Source organism: Bacteroides sp. B1-V-101 (assembly GCF_023656585.1).
Lineage (GTDB): Bacteria > Bacteroidota > Bacteroidia > Bacteroidales > Bacteroidaceae > Bacteroides > Bacteroides thetaiotaomicron.
In genome coordinates this window covers 105,670-130,399 of record NZ_JAMOKH010000015.1, presented here as the reverse complement: position 1 = coordinate 130,399, position 24,730 = coordinate 105,670, and the positions used below count along the sequence as shown (strand labels likewise).

The window sequence follows — 24,730 nt, the reverse complement described above, 5'->3', positions numbered from 1 at the left end:
GAAGTAGCTATACACTTCTGAAGAGTAGTTATGTCTATATACAAACTTACCCAAGGATACGTTAATGTTCGTAAACTTGGGTAAGATTTTATAGATATTGTTTGGAGAGGACTTAGAATTCACCCTCTGGCTTTCTGATAGTTATTTCTTCATTTTAGCGAGTAGAATGACGTTGTTGCCTTCTTCATCCAGTGAATTTATCAATGTTTGTGCACGTTTCTTTGCCTCTGCCGGAATATCTTTCCGGGTTATTTCTTTTTCCAGTGTTTCTTTTAGCTGGGCAGGTTCCATGTTGGCAACATAATAACCATTGCCGAATGAAGGCCATATCTGCATCTTTTTCGTTCCCAGGAAATCATTGTACAGGCGGAAGTAGCTGCCATGCAGTGTTTTCTTATCTATGATATACTTGGCAGGCTTGCTGCCGCTCCAAGTGTTTTCTGATACTTGTATCGGCACGGAAACGTCTCCGATAAAGTGACGCGGGTATTCGGAATAGCCATGCCAGGGGATTTTCTCCTTGTTCGGATATTCCACGGTGAATCTGGCTTCGAGTCGATTTTGGGCTGCGTTATAGTGGTACAGACTGTCCGTTCGTGGGGCAGGCATGATCACCATTAACATAACGCCGTAATCATTAGTATTATTATCCATAAATACTTCGTTGCTAAAGTCGCGCGGAACGGTCAGATGTCCCGGTGCGATAAAGTTCTTGCGTTTACCTTTGAAATCTTGTGTCCACACGACAGCCGGCCAGCCTTCGAAAGGCAGAGTTGTCAGAGTGACTTCCGACTTTTCCGTATCTACTCTGAATTTGCCTTTGGGCACGCGCATACATAAAGGAATGGGAGGCTGAGGATTGCCTTGTAAATCGAATACGAGCAGCTTGTCACTCTGCCAGGGCAGTATGTAGATACGGTTGTGGGCTTCGTCCAACTGGTCGGCGTATGTGTTTCCATATTCGTTGGGCCCTTGTCCGTAGGCACCGATAGTGGTGATGAATTTGCCGTCGCGGGTAAAAAGTTTGTAGGGAGTCTGTTTGTTATTGCTCACCAGGATGTATTTTTCTCCCACTGTGGTGCGTATCCAGCCTCCTACTAGTGCTTCGTCCCGGTTGTCTAGTTTGACAACTTGAAGTTCTTCTGTCAAATAGCTGAGTGGAATGTCTACTGTGTCTTTCAAAGCCTTTAAATTACATGAGACTAGTGTGCCGGTAGGTGTCGTGACTCGTTTTGCTACAATAGGGGAGAGTGCCAGTGGGTCGGTCTTTGTTTCACTGTTGTATACAAAAGCAACAATTGCAAGTAGACAACTAGCACATAAACTTAAAATAATAATTCTGTTCTTCATACGGTTCTGTATTTGGTTAGTACTGTTTTTCTGATTATCACTGAGGCAAAAGTAGACCGAAGTGAGCAGAAAAACAAAAAAACAGGCGGACAAAAAGGTACGATGTGACTAGATGTATGTTGTTGATTATTAATAATATAATATATATATGCGTTTGTTTTCAGGCGGACAAAGACTTCAACTACCCTGGGGCGACAGCTAAAAAACTTTGAGAAAACTGTCTAAACTTATATTCTCATCAGTAATTCCCAGCTTATCAGTCTTTATCCGATATTTCCGTTTGGTAATGGCAGCTTTGCTCACACAATAGATATCAGATAAATCCTGTATGTTGACATTGATTTTGACGAGGCAGCAGAAGCCGATTTCTTTATCTCCCAACTGCGGATAAGCCTGTCGTAACCGAACGACAAAATTGTCGAACGCATCATTCACTACTGAAGTGACTTCTGCCCATTCTGCATCTGTCACTACTATCTTGTGACTGGTGCCCGGTTCGTCCTGATTGTTGTTGGCATGGAGTGAGGGCAACTTATGGAAGAATGGCATTCTCCGGAAAAGCGCTTCACGGAGTTCAGTCTCTTTATTCCTTAGCCGGATTTCTTTCTCCCGTAGTCCACTTACTTCGGCTTCTTTGTACAGTAACTGGTTTTCCCGCAGCAGTCGCTTCTTTTTCTCTCTCTGATAAAAGAAAAATGCGATGAATCCGATACTCAGCAGAGCTGTAACGATTCCCAGCATCCATAGTTCCCTTTGCTGCTGTTGCAGATGCAGCTGGTATAATTCATTCTGTAATTTGAGTTGGTTGAATTCTCTTTCCCGTATCCCTGTACTGATATTGTTTAGTATATTGTCCCTTATCGTGCTTTCCTTCTGCTTGGTATAAAAGACTTGTTCCGGATATTCTTTTTCATTGATCAGATTGAATAAGCGTGCATTGGCTTCCATGGCAATAAAGCTGGAAGATGAGATTGCGGCTTGCCGATAGTAATATTGGGCGGAGTCAATCTGATTCAAGGCGGCATGGGTTCTTCCGCATAGCAGCAGATAGTGTGGTACTTCATTTCTTCCGCGGCGTTGGCTCGATAATTGTTGAAGATATATGACTGCTTGCCGGAAATCCTTTCTTTGCAGACTGGTGTTCAACAGACTTTCCAGCGCATAATAATTCAAAGACTGGTATTTGGGCGAATCCATAAGTTCTTTCATTAGCTGCAGATAGCTTTGGGTGTATCTGTCATGATCTTGCATTTTGTTTATAATTTGCAGATATAGCTGGCTGGTAGAAAAATAGAAAAGTGTATCTTTCATCTTAAGAGCCAGTTGTCTGCTGCTGTCTGCCATCACCAATGCCTGCGGATAATCCTGCTTTCTGCTGTATGCTGCCCTTCGTAGCCCGTACAGCCTTGTTTTTAGCGTATCATTTAGCTGGTATCCTTTCAGAATTTGTTCGCTCATCAGTAATGTGGAATCGGGCAGATTACGATATAAATAGGAGGCGCTTTGCTCAATGCGTGCCCGTACATACTGGGTTTGCTGCTCGTTTTGTTTATATTGCCGGATGGCGATCTGCAATAATGAATCATCAGGTGTTCCTGTTTTCCACAGAGTTGCCTTGTAGAGCAACAGGTAATAATCTCCCTGATCATTGAGAGGTAATTTGTCGGGTTCTTCTATTTGTTGCAGGTAGAAAAAGATACTGTCGGTTGATACATTCTCCATCTGCATCGCTTTTTCCAGAAGATGAGATGGGGCAGGTTGACAACTACTCAGCATGATAAGCCATCCGATGAGTAGAAATAGGGGGTAATATGGGTTGTCGTGTTTATTCATATACTAGATTCTATCTTGCGAAAATAGTATTTTATATGAGACAAAGACTTTTTCTTTATGGTATTTTATTGATTTACTGTCAAGCGCTTTTATCCCGCCCAGTTTTCTCTGTCTAGATTGCGATAACTGATGGCTTCAGCCAAATGGGAGGGCTGTATCAGTTCCGCACCCTCAAGGTCGGCAACGGTACGTGCCACCTTTAATATACGGTCGTATGCGCGTGCGGAAAGATTGAGGCGTTCCATTGCATTTCGCAGCAGGGAAAGTCCTTTGTCATCCGGCCGAGCGTAAATGGATAATAACTTGCTGCTCATCTGTGCATTGCAGTAGATACCGGGATGATCGGCATAGCGCTGTTCCTGTATACGGCGTGCCTGAATGACTCTGTTCCGAATAACACTGCTTGCTTCTCCCTGTCGCTGATCGGATATCTTGTCGAACGGAACAGGAACAATCTCTATCTGAATATCAATACGGTCCAACAACGGACCGGATATCTTGTTCAGATACTTTTGTACCTGACCAGGACTGCATACACATGCCTTGGTCGGATGATTATAGTATCCGCAAGGGCATGGATTCATGGATGCAATGAGCATCAGATTGGCGGGATAACTGATTGTGCTCTTTATGCGGGAGATGGTAATCTGCCGGTCTTCCAGTGGCTGGCGCAGGACTTCTAATACCCCTCTGTTGAATTCGGGTAATTCGTCCAAAAATAAAACTCCGTTATGCGCCAGGCTTATTTCTCCCGGTTGGGGAAAATTTCCGCCTCCCACCATTGCAACTTGCGATATCGTATGATGGGGATCACGGAATGGCCGTTGGGAAATCAGTGAAGAGCCCCGGTTTAGTTTTCCTGCAACGGAATGTATTTTGGTCGTTTCCAGGCTTTCACCCAGGGAGAGGGGAGGAAGGATGGAAGGTAACCGTTTAGCCATCATTGATTTACCACTGCCGGGAGCGCCGATCATGATGAGATTATGTCCTCCGGCGGCAGCAACTTCCAACGCCCTTTTCACATTCTCCTGTCCTTTTACGTCTGCAAAGTCCAGGTCAAAGGCTGTTTGCTGTTGATAAAACTCTTCCCGCGTGTTGACAACGGTCTGTTCCAGCTCCCGCTCACCATTGAAGAACTGGATAACTTCTTTGATATTACTGACGCCATATACCTTCAGTTGATTGACAACTGCTGCTTCCCGCGCATTCTGTTGAGGAATAATGAGTCCCTCAAAGTTTTCTTCACGGGCTTTGATAGCAATAGGCAGTGCTCCTTTGATAGGCTGAATGCTCCCGTCAAGACTAAGTTCTCCCATCATCAGATAGCGGGATAACTTTTCGGAAGATATGGTTTCGCTGGCACCCAGCAAGCCGATGGCAAGAGGCAAATCATAAGCCGAGCCTTCTTTGCGGATATCGGCCGGTGCCATATTTACAACCAGGTTACTGGTCGGCATTTTATAGCCATTGACTTGCAGTGCGGAGATAATACGTTGGTGACTTTCCTTCACTGCGGAATCCGGAAGACCGACGAGATAGAACATACAGCCACGTGAGCTGTTGACTTCGATTGTGATGAGTGTTGCATCAATCCCTTGAACAGCCGCTCCGAAAACTTTAATTAGCACGTTTGATTACCGTTTATTTCTTCTGTTTGTTTTTCTTTTCTTTTTCTGTCGCTTCCTCAACGATGTTTTCTATTTTCTTTTTCAGCTCTTCTCCCCGAAGGTTCTTAGCTAAAATCTTTCCGTCCGACGAGAGAAGTATGTTGGCAGGTATTTTATAGATAGAATATTGCTTGGCTACTTCAGAATTGAGTCCGCCGAAATCGCATACCTGTTCCCAGTCCAGCGTATCGCGTTTGATGGCGTCTTTCCATTGCTGCTTGTCTACATCCAGTGAGATGCCGAGCATTCCTATATATTTGTTCTTCTTATACTTTTTGTAGATTTCTCTTAGCTCGCTGTTGCTCTGCTTCTGAGAGATGCTGTCGTTCCAGGAAGCCCAAAAGTTGATCAGCAGGCTTTTCTGCTTGAAGGCGTCTGATGAACGGGTAATCTTTTCTCCTTTCGCATTGGGCAGGCTGAAGAAAGGTGCATATTTGCCAATCTCCGATTTTTCTGCCTGAGTGATTGTTTCATTCAAACGTTCGATATACGGTTTGTCCTGTAATACACCTGTCATTACTTCAACTAGCTTTTTAATTTTACTGAAGTCAGGCGTTTCTTTCTGAACGAAGTATTTGTCTAATAAGTAAAGGCTTACATAGGAGGAGTGATGTTGCAGTATGAACTCTTCCGCCATTTCTTCGGCAGTGTTTGCTTTCTCTACAGTTATTCTTTTATCCACTGTTTCTTCGCTGGCTTTTTCTGAAGGATCAGCCGGATCTTCCAGTACTTTTTGGAAGTCTGTAAACTCCTCATTGTATATATTTCCACTGATAGTCAGGAAATTCAGATTGATCGTATCTCCTTTTATTTTGATCTTGTTACCCTTATCAAGAAAGACAGGATATTCAATCCGGTTCTTGAGTAACAGATAGGCAGAAGTGATCGTATCTACGCTGGTAGTGTAGGAGAACTTATCGTTTTCTACATAAATGGTGTCTATCCGGTCGTACAGTTCGTCCATGCCGTACAAATAAAGTGTATCTGTTCCGAGTCCTTTGATCTCTCCGGTGATGGTTGTCTCATTGGAGCCCTTCTTGCATCCGACCAGACAGATAATGATGAGGATTAAAATACTACTCTTTTTCATTGCTTTGATTTCTTTTCTGCGAAAGTACGGTTTTTTACAGATAAAAAAAAGAATTGCCCGTCATTTGTAATGACGAGCAATTCTCAATATCTAAAATAGAGTGGTAATTCTCTTATTTGATGATGCTCATGAAGTCTGCATTTGTGAAGAACTTAGAGAATTCCAAGTCTGTTGCAGCTTTCTTAGCCAACGCAGGTTCTTTAGCAACAGCGCTCTTCAAGCTGCTGGTTACCATAGAAGAATTGTTAGTTCTAGCACCTAGAACTGCCATCAGGTAGTCTGTGTAAGCATCTGGTTTTTCTACGCCTGCCAGTGTGTTTTTAGCTTTGTTGTAGTCCTTAGCAAGGATCTGAGCCAAAGCAGCACTGTTAGTCTTAGCGTCACCGAATGAGTTAACTGCTCTTTCATACTGGCCTTGAGCGATGTACAGGTTACCCATAGATTCGCCAAGTTCTTTTGTACCTGCAGCTTTACCGAAGTAAGCTTCAGCAGCAGCTTTGTCACCCTTGATCAAAGAGATCAAACCTAAGTTCATGTTTACTTCAGGAGCAGCGTTTACGCTGGCAGCTTTCATCAGGTAAGATTCAGCTTTGTCAACGTTACCAGCTTGATAAGCAAGCTTACCAAGGTTGTTGTATGCGCGGTAATCGTTAGGGAACTGTTTTGTTGCCTGAGTATAGATAGCTTCCTGTTTTGCAGGATCGTTAGTCAGTGTAGCAGCATACAGCAATTCTTCGATGTTCAGTTCAGAAGGATTAGAAGAAGCAAGCTTAGTGATTTCTTCGTCAGACTTACCGATGATCTCGTAGTTCAAAGTCAAACGAGAACGACGCAGTTGAGGAAGGATATCGTCAGCCAGGTTCTTGTATACAGAAGAGATGTTCTTGATTTCTTGTTCTCTCTGTGCAGGATCCTGATACATAGATAATACGCGAAGGATCAGTTCTTTATCCTGGATGTTAGATTTAGAAACCAGTTCCTGGAAACCTTCCCAGTCCTGTGCAGTATATTTAGCGTCAACCGGAGCGTCGATCTTAGCTTTCTTCAAGTCTTTGTTCAACATCTTGGTGGTGTTGCTTTCGCGGTTTTCTGCCAGAGTTGTATTCAGGCTTACACCACCATCAGGAGAAGCATAAGCAGAAACTTCAATGTTGCTGATCTTCTTGTTGGCAGCTTTGTTTATGTTAGCAACTTCCTTGTTGAATTCTTTAGCAGTTTTCAACTCGCTTGAACGGATGTTAGCCTGTTGGATCAAGAACATGATGTTAGCATCGTGTTTTTCCTTGATGATACGTTGGAAAGCATCTTCGCCCAGAGCCGGGTTAGCGCTGCCCAATGTGTTATTTACCAATTCAGAAGTAGAGATTACACCATCAGCTACTTTCACAGCGGGGATAACGACTTCCTTTTTACCAACTTTAGCTTTGAATTCAAGCCACAGTTCAGATTTTGCCATTTCAGGAACATAGTCGAAAGATGTTTTCATCGTATAGCTACCACCTACTTTGTAAGAGATAGTCTGATCGTTTCCTTCTACTTTTTCTCCTTGGAACACAGCACTTTGTCCTTTAGCTTCACCGCCATTCCATTTCAAAACCGGAGTAACTTCTACTACAGCTTTTTTCTTGAAATACTTTTCAGGGAATTTACCATTAATGGTAGCAGGAACTTTACCACCTACTGCTTCCAACACTTGTGGAGTAACAGTGAAGTAGTCCGCTGACAGGGGACCCATTTTCTTGCACGAAGAGAAAAGTGCAACAACAATTGCCATGAGTAAAGGCAAGTACAACTTCTTTGTCATTTTAGGTATAAATTAAATGTTTGTAATTGAAATATCGTCATATTTATAACCCCTTTTCAATCCTAATAAAGGAAAAACATCGCAAAGATATTAATTCTTAATATAATTATGTAGTTAGCAGGAGGTTTTTATCATAATTTAATGAAAACCCGACTCTTTTTCTCGCCGATACTTGATATTTCGGGGATGATGCTCGATAATCTCGCTGCGAAGCATGTTTCGGTCGATATGGGTATAAATTTCGGTCGTCGCAATCGATTCGTGTCCGAGCATGCATTGGATGGCCCGTAAATTGGCGCCACCTTCCAGTAAATGAGTGGCAAAGGAGTGTCGGAAAGTGTGCGGACTGATGTTTTTGGTGATACCCGCATTTTGTGCTAATTCTTTTATCATATGAAAGATCATAATCCGGGAAAGTGATTTGCCTCTCCGCTGGCTGACAAACACAAAATCTTCATAGTCTTTTTTAACTTCTATCCGGTTGCGGTCCAAGAAATAAAGTTTGATCTCGTTAATGGCACGGGGGGAAATGGGAACAAGACGTTGCTTGCTTCCTTTGCCTTCTACTTTGATGAAGCCTTCATCAAAATAGAGATCGGATAATTTGAGGCTGACAAGTTCGGATACACGGAGTCCGCAGCTGTATAATGTTTCCAGAATAGCTCTGTTGCGCTGTCCTTCGGCTTTGCTGCGGTCTACGGAGGAGATGATGTTGTCGATCTCTTCTACGGTCAGCACTTCGGGGAGTTTTAATCCTATCTTGGGACCTTCCAGCAGTTCGCTGGGATCAGCCTCCAGATAATCCGCCATAATAAGGAAACGGAAGAAGGACTTGATGCCGGATAAAATGCGTGCCTGAGAACGAGGATGAATGCCGATGTCATGCAATCCCGCAGCGAAACGCTGGAGATCGGACAGGCATACTTCAAGAACATCTATCCCTTCCAGAGTCAGAAAACTCATCAGTTTATCCAGATCGGTCAGATAAGCGTCCAATGTATTGGGGGATAAAGACTTTTCCAGCTTGAGGTACTGCTGGTACTTTCTGATTATCAGTGCTTGTTGCTCCTTCTTCTTGTTTTTTTCGTTGATTTCCATTTCTTTTTTCTACCTTTGTAGCCTGAAATATTGTTCTTTGGATACAAAGGTATTAAAAAAGCAGGACTACGGCGATGAGAATACAAATTATTAATGGCCCGAACATCAATCTGTTGGGCAAACGTGAACCTTCCATATACGGAAGTGTTACATTTGAAGACTATCTGGCTGAGCTTCGTAAAAGATATGCTGATTTGGAGATCGACTATTTTCAATCGAACATTGAGGGAGAAATGATTGACTGCATTCAGCAGGTAGGTTTTGAGGTAGACGGCATCATTCTGAATGCCGGCGCTTATACACATACCTCCATCGCTCTGCAGGATGCCATTCGTTCTGTGACTTCTCCGGTGATCGAGGTACATATTTCTAATGTACATAGCCGTGAGTCTTTCCGGCATGTATCTATGATCGCCTGCGCATGCAAAGGAGTGATCTGTGGCTTCGGGCTGAACTCGTATCGGTTGGCTCTGGAGGCTTTGTTAGGTAATAAATAAGGTATTAATATATTAAATAGGTAAAAAGGCTATGTTACTGAAACAGACAAAAATCGTCGCATCCATTTCGGACAGACGTTGCGATGTGGACTTTATAAAACAGCTGTTTGAAGCTGGGATGAATGTGGTACGTATGAATACGGCTCACGCTAGCCGTGAAGGTTTTGAAGCGTTGATTGCCAATGTACGTTCCGTATCCAACCGGATTGCAATCCTCATGGATACCAAAGGACCGGAAGTACGTACAACTGCCAATGCGGAACCGATTCCATATCAGATAGGTGATAAAGTAAAGATTGTCGGCAATCCTGATCAGGAGACGACTCGTGAATGTATCGCTGTTTCGTATCCTAACTTTGTGAACGATTTGAATATCGGAGGTCTGGTTCTGATTGACGATGGTGATCTTGAACTCGAAGTAATCGATAAGACAGCCGATTATCTGCTTTGCGAAGTGAAAAACGATGCAACGTTGGGAAGCCGCAAGAGCGTGAACGTCCCGGGTGTTCGTATCAATCTTCCTTCATTGACAGAGAAAGACCGTAACAATATACTTTACGCGATTGAAAAGGATATCGATTTCATCGCTCACTCTTTCGTGCGCAACCGTCAGGACGTACTTGATATCCGTGAAATTCTGGATGCTCACAATAGTGATATCCGGATTATTGCCAAGATTGAGAATCAGGAAGGGGTGGACAACATCGACGAGATTCTTGAAGTGGCGGACGGCGTGATGGTAGCCCGTGGTGACCTGGGTATCGAAGTGCCGCAGGAACGTATTCCGGGTATCCAGCGTGTGCTGATCCGCAAATGTATCCTGGCAAAGAAACCTGTGATCGTTGCGACTCAGATGCTTCATACTATGATCAACAATCCTCGTCCGACCCGTGCGGAAGTGACCGATATCGCGAATGCAATCTACTATCGTACGGATGCTCTGATGTTGAGCGGTGAGACTGCTTATGGCAAATATCCGGTAGATGCAGTCAAGACAATGACCAAGATCGCGGCCCAGGCTGAAAAAGATAAACTGGAAGAGAATGATATCCGTATCCCGTTGAACGAAAACAGTAACGATGTAACGGCCTTCCTTGCTAAACAGGCAGTGAAAGCTACATCGAAACTGAAGATACGTGCCATCATCACAGACAGCTATAGCGGACGGACCGCCCGTAATCTGGCAGCTTTCCGTGGTAAGTTCCCGGTATTGGCTATCTGCTATAAAGAAAAGACCATGCGTCATCTGGCACTTTCTTATGGAGTGGAAGCAATCTATATGCCGGAGCTGGCCAACGGACAGGAATATTATTTTGCCGCTTTGCGCCGCCTGTTGAAGGAAGGACGTTTGCAGCCGACTGATATGGTAGGATATCTGAGTAGCGGTAAGGCAGGTACACAAACTTCATTCCTCGAAATCAATGTCGTGGAAGATGCGTTGAAACATGCGGGAGAAACTGTATTGCCTAACAACAATCGTTATCTCTAACTGTTACATCTAAAATAAGGTTTTTATGCAGGAGACTGAATCTATTGATGAATATATTTTGCAGCATATCGATGCGGAAAGTGACTATCTGAAAGCACTCTACCGGGATACGCATGTGAAACTGCTTCGTCCCCGTATGGCTTCCGGGCATTTACAGGGGCGGATGCTGAAAATGTTTGTGGAGATGATTCACCCCCGGCATATACTGGAGATCGGAACGTATAGCGGTTATTCTGCCCTTTGTCTGGCGGAAGGCTTGTCGGAGGGCGGAATGTTGCATACGTTTGAAATTAATGATGAACAAGAGGACTTTACCCGTCCCTGGCTGGAGAATTCTCCTTTTGCGGACAAGATTCGCTTTTATATAGGAGATGCCTTGGAGCTTGTTCCTCATTTGGGCGTTACGTTCGATCTGGCCTTCATTGACGGTGATAAACGTAAATATATCGATTATTACGAGATGGTTTTAAAGCATCTTTCCACAGGTGGGTATATCATTGCCGACAATACATTGTGGGATGGTCATGTGTTGGAACAACCTCGTAGTGCGGATACGCAGACCATTGGCATCAAAGCATTCAATGACGCCCTTGTGACGGACGACCGGGTGGAGAAAGTAATCCTGCCTTTGCGTGATGGGTTAACTATAATAAGAAAAAAGTAAGATAAGGAGTAAATTTATGGAAACAACCAGACAGAATAAGATATCCCGCCTGTTACAGAAGGAGCTGAGCGAGATATTCCTGCTTCAGACAAAGGCAATGCCGGGTATATTAATATCGGTCAGCGCCGTTCGTATCAGTCCTGATATGAGTATTGCGCGCGTGTACCTGAGCGTTTTCCCGTCAGAGAAAGCAGAAGAAATGGTGAAGAATATCAATGAGAACATGAAGTCCATTCGCTTTGAGCTCGGAACCCGTGTGCGTCATCAATTACGGATTATTCCTGAATTGAAGTTCTTCGTGGACGACTCACTGGATTATATTGAGAAGATTGACTCTTTGCTGAAGTGAATTTTCCCTTCTACATAGCCCGGCGTTATCTTTTCTCGAAAAAGAAGCATAATGCTATCAATATTATTTCCGGCATATCAGTATGCGGGGTGGCACTTGCTACGTTGGCACTGGTCTGCACGCTTTCCGTATTCAACGGATTTCAGGATATGGTAGCCAGCTTTTTCACAGCTTTTGATCCTCAGTTGAAGATTACCATCCGTGAGGGAAAAGTCTTCGACGGACAGGATGAAAAAATTCGTGCGGTCTGTGCGCTTCCGGAGGTCTCGGTATCTACAGAGACGCTGGAAGAGAATGCGATGGTGCAATATAAAGACCGTCAGGCTATGGTTGTGTTGAAAGGCGTGGAAGATAACTTTGAGGATTTAACCGAAATAGATAGCATTCTTTACGGAGCCGGCGAGTTTATTCTTCATGATTCGATAGTGAATTATGGGGTGATGGGCGTGGAACTGGTTTCGACTTTGGGTACCGGACTGGCGTTCGTAGATCCTTTGCAGGTGTATCTTCCCAAGCGTAATGCCAAAGTGAATATGGCGAATCCCGGAGCTTCTTTCAATCGCGACTATCTTTATTCACCGGGTGTTGTGTTCGTGGTCAACCAACAGAAGTATGATGAAAGCTATATTCTCACTTCCCTTGATTTCCTTCGTAACTTATTGGACTATACGACAGAGGTTTCCGGCATTGAGTTGAAACTGAAACCGAATGCCAATATATCATCCGTACAGTCTAAAATAGAAAAAATGCTGGGTGATGACTTTGTGGTACAGAACCGTTATCAGCAGCAAGCAGATGTTTTCCGTATCATGGAAATAGAGAAGCTGATCTCTTATCTGTTTCTTACTTTTATTCTGATGATTGCCTGTTTTAATGTGATCGGTTCTCTTTCTATGTTGATTCTGGATAAGAAAGACGATGTCATAACCTTGCGCAGTTTGGGAGCCAGTGATAAACTGATATCCCGTATCTTTTTATTTGAGGGACGGCTCATCTCTCTCTTTGGTGCTATCTCCGGTATTATACTGGGGTTGATATTATGTTTTATTCAGCAGAAGTTTGGCATCATTACCCTTGGCGGAGGTGGTGGAACTTTTGTGGTGGACGCTTATCCGGTAAGCGTCCATGCATGGGATGTAGTGCTTATTTTTATTACTGTTTTAGCAGTGGGATTCCTGTCAGTATGGTATCCAGTGCGTTACTTAAGCAAGCGGCTTCTGTAATTGGCTGAAGAAGAAAAAGGCTATAACCTTTGAATACAGAAGTGTAGGTGCTTTGTAGAGGAGTTTGCTAAAATGGAATAGAGTGTTTCATGTATTTATGTAGAAACTATATAAACAAAAAGCGCAGGCAGGAGACGAACTCCTTTACCTGCGCTTTTCTATTTTTTCTCAGTAAAATGAATTACTTCACTTCCCAAGTATCGTTTGTCATCAGCAACTCCTGGAAATTATGATATTTCTTCTTGCCTTTGACTTCTTCAATCTGTTCTGCTACAGCGTCATTGTAGGTAGGTGCCTCTACTTCACGAATCACACCGAGTGCAATCGGGAAATCGGGGCCTTCCATCAAAGCCAGCTTCAACTGAAGAGTATTGTCCTGGCAATGAGCATCGTGAATCAGAATATCTTTTTCTGTGATGCCATTCTCGCCAAGTTTTACCACTTTCAGTCCGAAACCTTCTTGCATCAGTCCGAACTCTTTGTTTTCACCGAACAACATCGGTTTGCCGTGCTCTAGATAGATTGCATTCTTTGCGCGTCCTTCCTTTGTTGCAACAGAAGCGTGAGTTCCGTCATTGAAGATTACGCAGTTTTGCAGAACTTCCACAACAGATGCACCCTTGTGGTTGGCTGCTGCTTTCAGAACCTCTACAGAAGCGGCACCGTCTACAGCGATACAACGTGCAAAGAAACGTCCGCGTGCACCGAATGCCAGTTCTGCCGGATGGAAAGGGTCTTCTACCGTTCCGTAAGGAGATGATTTGCTGACGAATCCGCGTTCGGAAGTCGGTGAATACTGTCCTTTGGTCAGTCCATAGATACGGTTGTTCAACAGAATCATGTTCAGGTCGATGTTACGACGAACAGCGTGGATGAAGTGGTTACCACCGATAGCCAGACCGTCACCGTCACCGGAAATCTGCCAGATAGTCAAATCCGGATTAGCCACTTTAGCACCCGTTGCAACGGCAGCGGCACGTCCGTGGATGGTATGGAAACCATACGTATTTACATAATAAGGCAGACGGGAAGAGCAACCGATACCGGAAATTACGGCGATATTGTGTGGAGCTACTCCCAGTTCGGTCATTGCCTTGTGCAGTGAGTTCAGGAAAGCGTGGTCACCGCATCCCGGACACCAGCGAGGCTGACCTGATTTATAATCTTGTACGGTATATACTTTATCGCTCATCTCTTATTCCTCCAATAATTTAGTAAATGCATCTATCAATTCTCTCGTAACGAAAGGCTGTCCTTTCACTTGGTTGAACTGGCTGATATTCAGTCCGGGTACTTTCATACGCAGGTAACCGGCAAATTGTCCCAGATTCTGTTCGGCTACTACGATCTTCTTATATTTACGTAATACGTCGGCTGTATTCTTCGGCAGCGGGTTGATGTACTGGAAGTGTGCGAATGCAACCTTCTTTCCATGTTCGCGCATGAAGTCCATAGCCAGACGGAGATGTCCGTAGGTACCGCCCCAGCCTACAATCAGCAAGTCTGCGTCTTCATCGCCCAGCACTTCAAGTTCGGGGATGTAGTCTGCAATCTTGTCCACTTTTGCCTGACGCAGGTGAACCATCTTGTTGTGGTTTTCGGGTTCGGTAGAGATGGCTCCGGTTTCATTACTCTTTTCAAGCCCACCGATACGGTGCATGAAACCTTCTGTTCCCGGAGTCGCCCAGTAGCGTACGCCTGTTTCTTCGTTACGTTGGTACGGAGTCCAGTTGCCTGCCATGTCCGGAGTTACATACGGAGGATTGATGGCAGGGTAGTCATTCAGATCAGGAAGTTTCCATGCGGCAGAGCCGTTGGCTACGAAAGCATCTGTTAGTAATACGACCGGAGTCATGTGTTCCAAAGCAATTTTGGCTGCCATGTAGGCGGCATCGAAACAGTTGGTCGGTGAAGTGGCGGCGATAACCGGCATCGGGCTTTCACCGTTACGACCGTAGAGTGCTTGCAGCAAGTCGGTCTGCTCCGATTTGGTAGGTAGACCCGTAGACGGGCCACCACGCTGTACGTTGACAATCACCAACGGAAGTTCGCCGATAACGGCCAAGTTCATCGCCTCACTTTTCAGGCAGATGCCCGGACCGGAAGTTGTCGTTACTGCCAGCGCACCTGCAAAAGCTGCACCAACGGCAGAAGCACAACCGGCGATTTCGTCTTCGCACTGTACGGTTTTTACTCCCAGTGATTTATGTTTGGCCAGTTCATGCAGAATGTCGGTAGCCGGAGTGATCGGGTACGAACCCAGATATAGTTCCAGACCGGCTTTTTCGGCTGCGGCAATCAGTCCGTAAGACGTTGCCTTGTTACCATTAATATCTGTATAAAGCCCTTTTGATTTCGGGGCTTTGCTTTCAATCTTATAAGTAGAGGTAGAAGCGTGTGTGTTGGCGCCGTAGTTGTAGCCATCGTTCAATACCTTGATATTTGCTTCTGCGATTTCCGGTTTCTTGGCGAACTTCTCGCGCAGCATCTTTTCTGCTGCTGCCAGATTGCGGTTGAACAGCCAGCAAACCAGTCCGAGCGCGAACATATTCTTACAACGGAGAATCGTTTTATTGTCCAGTCCGGAATCTTTCAGACTTTCTTTGCACATAGAAGAGATGGGCACTTCCAGCACTTCTTGTTTAACGCCTAATTCTTCAAAAGGATTGTTGGTCTTAAATTGTGCTTTTTCCAGGTCTCTGGCTTCGAACGAGTCGGAGTCGGTAATGATAAGTCCTTGCGGTTTACAGAATTTGATTTGTGTTTTCAGTGCGGAGGGGTTCATCGCTACTAATACGTGGCAACGGTCTCCTGGAGTGTACACCTGTCCTGCGCCTACGTGGATCTGAAAACCGGAAACACCGGTCAGCGAACCTTGCGGGGCACGGATGTCTGCCGGATAGTCGGGGAATGTACAGATGTCATTTCCTACTGTAGCCGACACGTTCGAGAAGATGTTGCCTGCCAGCTGCATACCATCGCCGGAGTCGCCGGAGAAACGTACTACGACTTCCTCCAATTCTTTAACCATCATTTCGTCTGCCATAACTTTAATTACTATATTTAATTTAAAAACTGATTTTACTTTCAATTTGTGAGCGCAAAGGTCGGAAAGTTAATCGAATTATCAAAATAAATCGAACTTTATTGTCCTATTGACGCCAAATAATTGGAATTACTGAAAGGAACCTGCATTTTTATTCTTGTTAAATCAACAGAAACCGTTATCTTTGCAACCAAAATAAAAGCGGCCTTGTAGTTCAACGGATAGAATAGAAGTTTCCTAAACTTTAGATAGGGGTTCGATTCCCCTCGGGGCTACTAAGAGAAATCTGCGGGAGGCGGTGTTGTTTTGCTTCATACTGTATTGAGTTTTAAGTATTACAATGGCTTCTTTAAAGATTAACGTCTTATAGCTTCTATTTGTTTTAATAATCAATAGAAAAAGCCTCTTCCGAATGTTCGGAAGAGGCTTTTTCTATTTCTGGAATTTATTATTCTTCCGTAGCTGCTACCACTACTTTTTTGTTCTTCATCATGTTGTATGCAATCGGAGATGCAATGAACAACGAAGATAAAGTACCGATAACAACACCGAGAATCATAGCGAATGCGAAGCTGCGGATGGAATCACCACCGAGGATGAAGATACACAGCAATACGATCAACGTACTCAATGAAGTATTGATGGTACGAGCCAGTGTAGTGTTCAGAGAGTCGTTGAACAACTGACGCTTGTCACGTTTCGGATACAAGCCGAAGAACTCACGTACACGGTCGAAGATTACCACCTTATCATTAATAGAGTAACCGATAGCCGTCAGAATAGCACCGATAAATGTCTGGTCAATTTCCAGTGAGAACGGAACGATACCCCACAACAGTGAGTAAGCACCGATAATCATAATGGTATCACAGCTCAGAGCTACGATAGAACCGATACTGTAAGCGATGTTGCGGAAACGGATCAAGATATACAGACCGATAGCGATCAGAGCCAGAACAACTGACCATACGGCACCTGTCTTGATATCGTCTGCGATACTCGGACCCACTTTCTGTGAACTAACGATACTACCGCCTGTGTGATTGTCACGGTCGATGAAAGTAGCCAGTGTGATGTTCTGTGTCAGCAACGGCTTCAATGTTTCATATAAGTATGATTCGATTTCAGAGTCTACGTTGTTACCTTCGTCTGCGATACGGTAGTTAGTACTGATACGTACTGTCTTCTTGTCTGTACCGATAGCGATCACATTTACATTGACGTCTTCACCGAACTTGTCAGCGATCAGCTCACGAACTTGTTCCGGTTCTACCGGATTCTCGAATTGTACCTTGAAGTTACGTCCACCGGTGAAGTCGATACTTTGACTCAAACCACGCAATGCAAACGAACCGATACAAACAAGGATAATAGCGCTTACGATGATCAGTGATTTCTTATTGGTTCCCATGAAGTCGAAGCGGGTATTTACCAGCAAGTTTCTGGAAATCTTGGAAGTAAATGTCAGGTTCAGCCACTTGTCTTTATTCATGAAGTGTTCGTAAACCAGACGAGTCATGAACACAGCAGTGAAGAAGGATACAAGGATACCGATAATCAATGTAGTGGCAAAACCACGGATAGGACCTGTACCGAAGTTGAACAGGATGATACCGGTGATGATAGATGTCAGGTTGGAGTCGAAGATAGCAGAGAAGGCATTTGAATAACCGTCAGCCAACGCTTTCTTCACACCCTTGCCGGCACGAAGCTCTTCTTTTGTACGTTCATAGATAAGTACGTTCGCATCCACCGCCATACCGAGTGACAACACCATACCGGCAATACCAGACATGGTCAGTGCCGCCTGGAAGGATGAAAGGATACCCAGCGTGAAGAAGAAGTTCAGGAACAATGCACAGTTGGCAACCATACCCGGGATGAAACCATACATGGAACACATATAGATCATCAACAGGATCAAAGCTACAACGAATGAGAAAATACCTGCGTTAATAGATTCCTGACCCAGAGACGGACCTACGATATCTTCCTGTACGATGTGAGCCGGAGCCGGCATCTTACCTGATTTCAATACGTTAGCTAAGTCCTTTGCCTGTTCCGGAGTGAAGTGACCTGTAATCTGTGAACGTCCGCCTGTGATTTCAGAGTTTACGTTCGGAGCAGAATATACATAGTTATCAAGAACGATAGCGATAGAACGACCGATGTTCTGCTTGGTCAGCTGTGCCCAGCGACGTGCACCGTCAGAGTTCATGGTCATGCTTACAGCCGGTTTGCTGTATTGGTCGAATTCGTCTTTTGCATCTGTTACTACATCACCTTCCAACGGAGCTTTGCCGTTACGTTCGGTAGACTTGATAGCATACAGTTCGAATGTCTGTCCTTTCTTATCGAATTCAGAAGGAGAAACACCCCATTTCAGACGAAGGTCTTTCGGAAGTTCTGCCTGGATTTCGGGCATACTCAGATATCTGTTGATATCGGCAGTATCCTTATAGTTAGCATAACCGATAACCGGACCCTGACCGCTTGAGTTCAACTGAAGAACAGCCAGCAACGGATATTGCTTTTTGATTTCTTCCATGTTTGCTCCCGCCTTTTCGTCTTTCGCGTCTCCTTTCAGAGTAGCTGCGAGGCTGTCGGCAACACTTACGGCTTTCTTTGCCGGAGTAGCTTCTGCCAGTTTGGCTGCAGGGATTGTGTCTGCAGTTACATTAGCGGCAGTGGAATCGGTAGCGGTTTCCTGTGACAATAGAGCACGCAACTTGGAGTCAGCCGACTGCATAGCCGGAAGAATCTCTTTGGCGGTATATGTTTCCCAGAATTCGAGGTTAGCCGAACCCTGAAGAAGTTTTCTCACACGTTCCGGTTCTTTGATACCCGGGAGTTCCACCATGATACGGCCCATTTTATCTTCCAGGCTCTGGATGTTCGGCTGAACAACACCAAAACGGTCGATACGGGTACGAAGTACGTTGTATGAGTTTTCAACGGCAGCTTTTACTTCTGCTCTCAATACTTTTTCTACTTCAGCATCTGATGATTTCTGGTTAACTTTGTCTTTCAACTGTTGTGTTGCGAAGAGTTCGGAAAGTTTTGCGCCCGGAGCAGTCTTCTGGTATTCTCTGACGAACAGGGTGATGATATCATCCTGGCTGTTGACAGCTTGCTTTGCAGCTTCGTTCAACGCCTTGTTGAAATTTTCATCCGGCTTGTTATCAGCCAATGCTTTGATAACATCAGGCACAGAAACTTCAAGGATAACGTTCATACCACCTTTCAGGTCCAAACCTAAACTGATCTCCATTTCACGACATTGTTTCAGCGTCCAGTTCCACAGCATTACTTTCTCATTGGAGAGAGAGTCAAGGTAGTCCTGTTCTACTTTCGGGTCGCCGTTCGCAATCTCTTTCGCCTTATTTGTGTAATGGCGAGTTACGAAGGAGAAGGAGAGGTAGAACACGCACACCAGCGTGAGCAGTACCGCAAAAACCTTTACAAATCCTTTGTTTTGCATTTTACTTTTAATTTATGATGATTACTTTTTTAATTTAATTTTCAGTTAAATTCTGTCGTATACAAGTACTATTTGCCGCATACAAGGCTGCAAATATAGTTTTTTTTTCACATTCATATGTAATAAGCCCTCAAATATTTGATGTTTAAGGGCTTTTTTGCCGTTTTATTTCATTCCTCTGTTTTTCAGTAACGGCTCCAGACTTGGTTCTGCACCGCGGAAATTCTTATAAAGTATCATCGGATCTTCGCTGTCTCCCTTCTCCAATACGTTGTAGCGGAAGAGGTCGGCGGTGTTTTTATCAAAGATTCCATGTTCTTTGAAGGCTTCAAAGGCATCATTGTCAAGTACATTCGCCCAAAGGTAACTGTAGTATCCGGCAGCGTATCCGCCAATGATATGATTGAAGTAAGTGACGCGGTAACGGGGGGCAATTTCGGGGATCAGACCGAGCTTGTCCATGGCTTCTTTTTCGAAAGCAAGCATATCCAGATTCTTTACATCTGTTATCATGTGAAGGTTCATGTCGAGGATGGCGGCAGCCAGTAATTCGGTGGTCATGAATCCTTGGTTGAACGTTTTCTGTTTCAGAATCTTTTCGATGATTTCATCGGGGATCACTTCACCTGTCTGATAGTGTTTGGCGTACATCTTCAGTACTTCCGGTTCGGTAGCCCAGTGTTCGTTGATCTGAGAAGGAAGTTCAACAAAGTCACGTACGACATTGGTGCCGGAAGTTCCTTTGTATTCGCACTTTGTCAGTAAGCCGTGCAGGGCATGGCCAAATTCGTGGAACAGGGTTTCTACTTCGTCCATAGTCAACAGAGAAGGGGTATCGCCGACCGGTTTGGTGAAACTGCATACGTTGCATACCAAGGGACGCGTTGCTCCCTGCTGTTCGCGGTAATTGCTCATCCATGCGCCACCGCTTTTTCCGGAACGCGGGAAATAGTCTACATAGAATATACCCAGTTGGGAGCCGTCGGCGTCTTTCACTTCGAAGACTTCTACATCCGGATGATAAGTCGGGATACCTTCCAGTTTGCTCAGCGTGATACCATATAGTTTGTTGGCGACTGCGAAAGCTCCTTCGCGTACATTTTCCAGTTTAAAATAAGGTTTGGTGTCTTCTTCGGAGAGGTTGTATTTCTCTTTGCGGAGTTTTTCTGTGTAGTACCACCAGTCCCAGGCTTCCAGCTTTTCGCCTTTGCCTTCTTTGTCCATTAACTGTTGAAGTTCTGCGGCTTCGGCTTTCGCTTTCGGGAGGGCATAGCTCCAGAGGTTGTTCAGCAGGTTCATTACGTTGCTGTCATTCTTTGCCATTGTCTCATCCAGTACGAAGTTGGCGTAGTTGTTGAAGCCCAATAGCCTTGCTTTTTCCAGGCGGAGGGAGACGATCTTGCGGATCGTTTCTTTGTTGTCATTCTTGTCATTGTTATTGCCGCGGTTGATGTATGCTTTGTACATTTTCTCACGGAGAGGGCGGTTTTCAGCGTATTGCAGGAACGGCAGGCGGCTGGCGTTGTGCAGGGTGAACAGCCATTTCCCCGGTTGTCCGGCAGCTTTTGCTTCTTCGGCTGCGCTTTGGCAGAACCATTCGGGCAATCCGGCTAAATCTTCTTTCTTGTCTACGGAAAGTTGGAAAGCATTGTTTTCATTCAGTACATTATTGCTGAATGTGATGCCGAGAGTAGAAAGTTCTTTGTTGATTTCACGCAGACGTGCCTGCTTCTCTGTATCCAGATTGGCACCCGAACGGACAAATCCTTTGTAAGTCTTGTCCAGCAGGCGTTTCTGTTCCGTTGTCAGATTCATGGAATCTTTATGTTGATATACAGCGTTTACACGTTTGAAAAGTTCCTGATTCAGGGAGATGTTATCTTCGTGCTCGGAAAGGACCGGTGCCATTTTGATAGAGAGCTCGGTAAGCTCATCGGTTGTTTCCGCATCCGTCATATTGAAGAAAATGGCGCTTACACGGTTCAGAATGGGTGCGCTGTTGTCCAAAGCTACAATCGTGTTGTCGAAGGTAGGCACTTCCGGGCTTGCGATAATGGCCTGGATATTCTGGTTCTGCTCTTCAATACCTTTCAGAAAGGCGGGTTCGTAATGTTCCAGTTTGATCTTATCGAAAGAAGGAACACCATACTCTGTTTGAAATTCAGTGAAGAAAGGGTTGCTTTCTGTTTTTGTTTCACAGGAGTACATCATACAACTTACTGCTAAAATGGTTAAAGTTTTTCTAATCATCATGGTATTTATTTAAGTTTTTCTGCATTATTGCTTGCCTATATAGCACCAGATCGGGTAATGGTCCGAATCTTTGATCGAACGGTCTACGGTGCAGTTGTAGGCTTTCTGGTTGGGGCTGATCAGAATATTGTCTATCCGGAAATAGAATTTATTCAAATTATAGGAGATGCCCAGTCCCCTGCCGGATTGTGTAAAGGCGTCATCCAGCTGTTGTGTCAGGATGCGATGGGTGTATGAAATAGAAGCGTCGTTGAAATCGCCACAGGTAATAATAGTCGGGTATTTGCTGTTTGCGATGGCGACGGCTACAGAATCCGCTTGCGAAGAACGGATAGCCGATGCTTCTGCCAGTTTCTTTATTAATTGCCGGAGTCCCGTTTTTACCTTCTTTGCGTTCGGGTCTTTAATCATATCTTCATAAATCACCTTGTCTTCTTTCGTCAGTTTGTTGGATTCCAGATGGTTGTTTATGAGGGTGATAGTGTCCTCATTTACTTTCAGGGTGTACTGCATCGAACCATTGTAAGTGCTTTCATACTTGATGGGACGTGCTGAAAGTATGGGGAATTTGGAGAAACAGGCCAACTGGCTGCCTCCTCTTTCCGGATTGTGAATGGAATGGTAGGGATATGCTTTCAATGCTTTTCTGATGTCTTCGTCTGTCAGATATTTCTTGTTTTTGGTTGAATTGTACTCCTGGAGACAGATTATGTCAGCCTCACTGTCAGCCAGATAGGATAATATCGGATTCTTTCCTTCCTTTTTCTCCAGATTGTTAAATCCCATCACATTGTAAGAGAGGAATTTGATGCTGCCATCCGGTATCGTTTCTACTGTAGAATTGATGGGAATATAGGTTCGTATCTGTGGAATACATACCAGAAAACCGATGACCGGTAATAAGGCATAGCGGTAGCTGATGATTACCCAAAAGAGGGTGAAACAGATGTTGACAGCAAGGAAGATGGGGAAGGCAAGCCCCAGGCAAGAAGCTATCGGGTGTATTTTCGGTTGAAGATACGGGCTATAGGCACTCAGAATCAACATCCCTACAAAGAGTGCGTTGACTGCCAATATCAAATACAGGACAACTTTGCCAATGTGTTCCATTCTTTATCTTTTGCTTGCGTCGAACAAGCTCTTTTTCTCTTCCGTCGTCAGGCTTTCATAACCGGATTTTTTCAGCTTTTCCAGAATGCGGTCTACTTCATCCGATTGTGCTTTCTTACGGGCGTTATAATCGTAATCTTTCTCGCGACTTGTATCGCTTCCATAATGTACTTTCATTTTTGGTTTGCGTTTCCATGTCTTTTTCTGAAACAGGGAAGCGAAGCCGTCAAGGAACCAGTTGATCCAGTAAGTCACGTCTTTGCCTTTGCTCAGACTGGCTGCAAACCAGAGCCCGGCAAGTGCGCCGCCTAAGTGGGCGATGTGTCCTCCGGCATTGTTGGATGTAATAAAGAGCAGGTCCGTTCCGATAACGATCAGTGCGAGATATTTCAAACGGACGGCGCCGAAAAGGAAAAGCTGTACCCGATAGTTCGGTTCTCTGTAGGCGGTGGCAGCTACGATGGCCAGCACGGAAGCGGAAGCCCCGACGAGTGTGGAGAACGGCAATGTCTGGCTGAAATAAGGGAAGATGTTATAGGCTATCATGTAGAACAATCCTCCGCAGATACCTCCCAATACATACAATCCCCGTAAATGCTTTCCCGAAAAGAAATAGAGAAACAAACTTCCGAACCAGTACAGCCAGAGCATGTTGAACAGGATATGCAGGAAGCCTGCATGCATGAACATATAGCTGAGCAATGACCATGGCTGAAGAATAAACCGGTGAAGGGAAGCCGGAAGGGCGAATAAATCGAATATTCCCGTTGCACTCAGGTTGAACAGCTGCAATATGACACTGATTAACGTACCGATAACAAAGATGCCTACGTTAATGTAAATCAGTCGGATGAAAGTGTTTCCTCTTCTGAACGTTTCTTTTAAATCAGTTATAATATGTCCCATTGTTTCTACTTTTTTTTCTCCAATACATAATCAGGATAAATCCGAATATCATACCTCCCAAGTGGGCGAAATGCGCGACATTATCTCCGGGATTATTGGCAAAACCGGCATACAGTTCAATCAAAGCATAACCGAAAACAAAGAATTTAGCTTTGATAGGGAAGGGCAACGGAAAGATAAATAGCTGGTTGTTGGGGAACAACATACCGAATGCGAGCAAAATGGCATATACAGCTCCCGAAGCGCCCACGGTGGTCAGCATGTTCAAAAACTCTCCCATAGGAATAATCCCCGTTCCTATATCCACTTGTGAATAGTGGCTGTAGTCTACTATATATTTGATGTATTGCACTCCTTCCTGGATGAGCCCTGCACCGATACCACAGGCGATATAATAAAAAAGGAAACGTTTCGGTCCCCAAGTCCGTTCAAGAACAGTTCCAAACATGAAAACGGCAAACATATTGAAAAAAATGTGGCTGAATCCGCCATGCATGAACATATAAGTGATAAGCTGTGCCGGATTGAAGTCACTGGCGAGGAAAAAATGCAATCCCAGATAATTAGTCAGATCGATACCATATCGTTGGGCGACAAGTGTCCCGAAAAAGACTAGTACATTGATAATTATCAGGTTTTTAGTTACAGTTGGCATAATTTTATATTCTGAATATTTAAGTAATGAACGCAAAAGTACGAATAAATTCTGTTTTAAAGCATGGAAAAGCTTCCCTATTAGCTCTTTTTCAATAATTTGCTGCGTTTTTTTTATGTTTTTATTTGATATGTTGTTTTGTTCATCTATATTTGTAAAGTCGTAATGGGAAATCTTTTGTGTAACATATATATTAATTAATCATTTTACGTATC

Annotated in this window: 18 protein-coding genes and 1 tRNA gene; 6 read left to right on the top strand and 13 right to left on the bottom strand. The window is 44.3% G+C overall.

From position 1 onward, the window contains the following. Positions 1-141: 141 nt before the first annotated feature. The 6 genes from NBH01_RS13580 to xerD all read right to left on the bottom strand — a co-directional run bounded on the left by NBH01_RS13580 (position 142) and on the right by xerD (position 8,842). Positions 142-1,350, bottom strand: coding sequence for a DUF4934 domain-containing protein (locus NBH01_RS13580; protein WP_074857941.1), 1,209 nt, complete (start codon positions 1,348-1,350; stop codon positions 142-144). A 198-nt stretch (positions 1,351-1,548) separates the two neighbouring features. After that, on the bottom strand, positions 1,549-3,183 hold the full coding sequence (locus NBH01_RS13575) for a hypothetical protein (RefSeq protein ID WP_165360370.1): 1,635 nt from the start codon (positions 3,181-3,183) through the stop codon (positions 1,549-1,551). Between the two features lie 89 nt (positions 3,184-3,272). Further along, positions 3,273-4,811 (bottom strand): YifB family Mg chelatase-like AAA ATPase, encoded by a 1,539-nt coding sequence (locus NBH01_RS13570; RefSeq protein ID WP_074857945.1) that lies wholly within the window; start codon positions 4,809-4,811, stop codon positions 3,273-3,275. A 13-nt stretch (positions 4,812-4,824) separates the two neighbouring features. Beyond that, positions 4,825-5,940: a TlpA disulfide reductase family protein gene (locus NBH01_RS13565; RefSeq protein ID WP_225665230.1), complete on the bottom strand. Its 1,116-nt coding sequence runs from the start codon at positions 5,938-5,940 to the stop codon at positions 4,825-4,827. Between the two features lie 112 nt (positions 5,941-6,052). After that, complete coding sequence (locus NBH01_RS13560) at positions 6,053-7,744, bottom strand: tetratricopeptide repeat protein (protein ID WP_225679276.1); 1,692 nt, start codon at positions 7,742-7,744, stop codon at positions 6,053-6,055. Between the two features lie 138 nt (positions 7,745-7,882). After that, entirely contained in the window at positions 7,883-8,842 is a 960-nt protein-coding gene (gene xerD, locus NBH01_RS13555) for a site-specific tyrosine recombinase XerD (RefSeq protein WP_008761920.1), read from the bottom strand. 74 nt (positions 8,843-8,916) lie between these two features. Between xerD and aroQ the strand changes: the two genes are divergently transcribed. From aroQ to NBH01_RS13530, 5 genes are read left to right on the top strand one after another with little or no spacing between them, the layout of a single operon-like run. Next, positions 8,917-9,339 (top strand): type II 3-dehydroquinate dehydratase, encoded by a 423-nt coding sequence (gene aroQ, locus NBH01_RS13550; protein WP_008761921.1) that lies wholly within the window; start codon positions 8,917-8,919, stop codon positions 9,337-9,339. Positions 9,340-9,370: 31 nt separating this feature from the next. Continuing rightward, on the top strand, positions 9,371-10,828 hold the full coding sequence (pyk, locus tag NBH01_RS13545; RefSeq protein WP_008761922.1) for a pyruvate kinase: 1,458 nt from the start codon (positions 9,371-9,373) through the stop codon (positions 10,826-10,828). A gap of 25 nt (positions 10,829-10,853) precedes the next feature. Further along, positions 10,854-11,492 (top strand): O-methyltransferase, encoded by a 639-nt coding sequence (locus NBH01_RS13540; RefSeq protein WP_225629644.1) that lies wholly within the window; start codon positions 10,854-10,856, stop codon positions 11,490-11,492. Positions 11,493-11,508: 16 nt separating this feature from the next. Continuing rightward, on the top strand, positions 11,509-11,841 hold the full coding sequence (gene rbfA, locus NBH01_RS13535) for a 30S ribosome-binding factor RbfA (RefSeq protein WP_008761924.1): 333 nt from the start codon (positions 11,509-11,511) through the stop codon (positions 11,839-11,841). After that, entirely contained in the window at positions 11,838-13,064 is a 1,227-nt protein-coding gene (locus NBH01_RS13530) for an FtsX-like permease family protein (protein WP_062694253.1), read from the top strand. Before rbfA ends, NBH01_RS13530 begins: the two co-directional genes overlap by 4 nt. 181 nt (positions 13,065-13,245) lie before the next feature. Here the strand turns inward: NBH01_RS13530 and NBH01_RS13525 are convergent, their stop codons facing one another. Further along, positions 13,246-14,256, bottom strand: coding sequence for a 2-oxoacid:ferredoxin oxidoreductase subunit beta (locus NBH01_RS13525; protein ID WP_016268931.1), 1,011 nt, complete (start codon positions 14,254-14,256; stop codon positions 13,246-13,248). A 3-nt stretch (positions 14,257-14,259) separates the two neighbouring features. Beyond that, on the bottom strand, positions 14,260-16,110 hold the full coding sequence (locus tag NBH01_RS13520) for a 2-oxoacid:acceptor oxidoreductase subunit alpha (RefSeq protein WP_008761927.1): 1,851 nt from the start codon (positions 16,108-16,110) through the stop codon (positions 14,260-14,262). Positions 16,111-16,313: 203 nt separating this feature from the next. Between NBH01_RS13520 and NBH01_RS13515 the strand changes: the two genes are divergently transcribed. After that, positions 16,314-16,385: transfer RNA gene (locus NBH01_RS13515), tRNA-Arg, on the top strand. Between the two features lie 173 nt (positions 16,386-16,558). Here the strand turns inward: NBH01_RS13515 and secDF are convergent. From secDF to NBH01_RS13490, 5 genes are all read right to left on the bottom strand, one after another. Next, entirely contained in the window at positions 16,559-19,591 is a 3,033-nt protein-coding gene (secDF, locus tag NBH01_RS13510) for a protein translocase subunit SecDF (protein ID WP_062694255.1), read from the bottom strand. Between the two features lie 165 nt (positions 19,592-19,756). Beyond that, positions 19,757-21,844 carry a M3 family metallopeptidase gene (locus NBH01_RS13505; RefSeq protein ID WP_062694260.1) on the bottom strand — a complete coding sequence of 696 codons (2,088 nt, stop codon included), beginning with the start codon at positions 21,842-21,844 and terminating at the stop codon, positions 19,757-19,759. A gap of 24 nt (positions 21,845-21,868) precedes the next feature. Then, entirely contained in the window at positions 21,869-22,954 is a 1,086-nt protein-coding gene (locus NBH01_RS13500) for an endonuclease/exonuclease/phosphatase family protein (protein WP_062694262.1), read from the bottom strand. 3 nt (positions 22,955-22,957) lie between these two features. Further along, positions 22,958-23,860 carry a rhomboid family protein gene (locus NBH01_RS13495; protein ID WP_008761931.1) on the bottom strand — a complete coding sequence of 301 codons (903 nt, stop codon included), beginning with the start codon at positions 23,858-23,860 and terminating at the stop codon, positions 22,958-22,960. Beyond that, entirely contained in the window at positions 23,841-24,515 is a 675-nt protein-coding gene (locus NBH01_RS13490) for a rhomboid family intramembrane serine protease (RefSeq protein ID WP_008761932.1), read from the bottom strand. Before NBH01_RS13490 ends, NBH01_RS13495 begins: the two co-directional genes overlap by 20 nt. Positions 24,516-24,730: the final 215 nt, after the last annotated feature.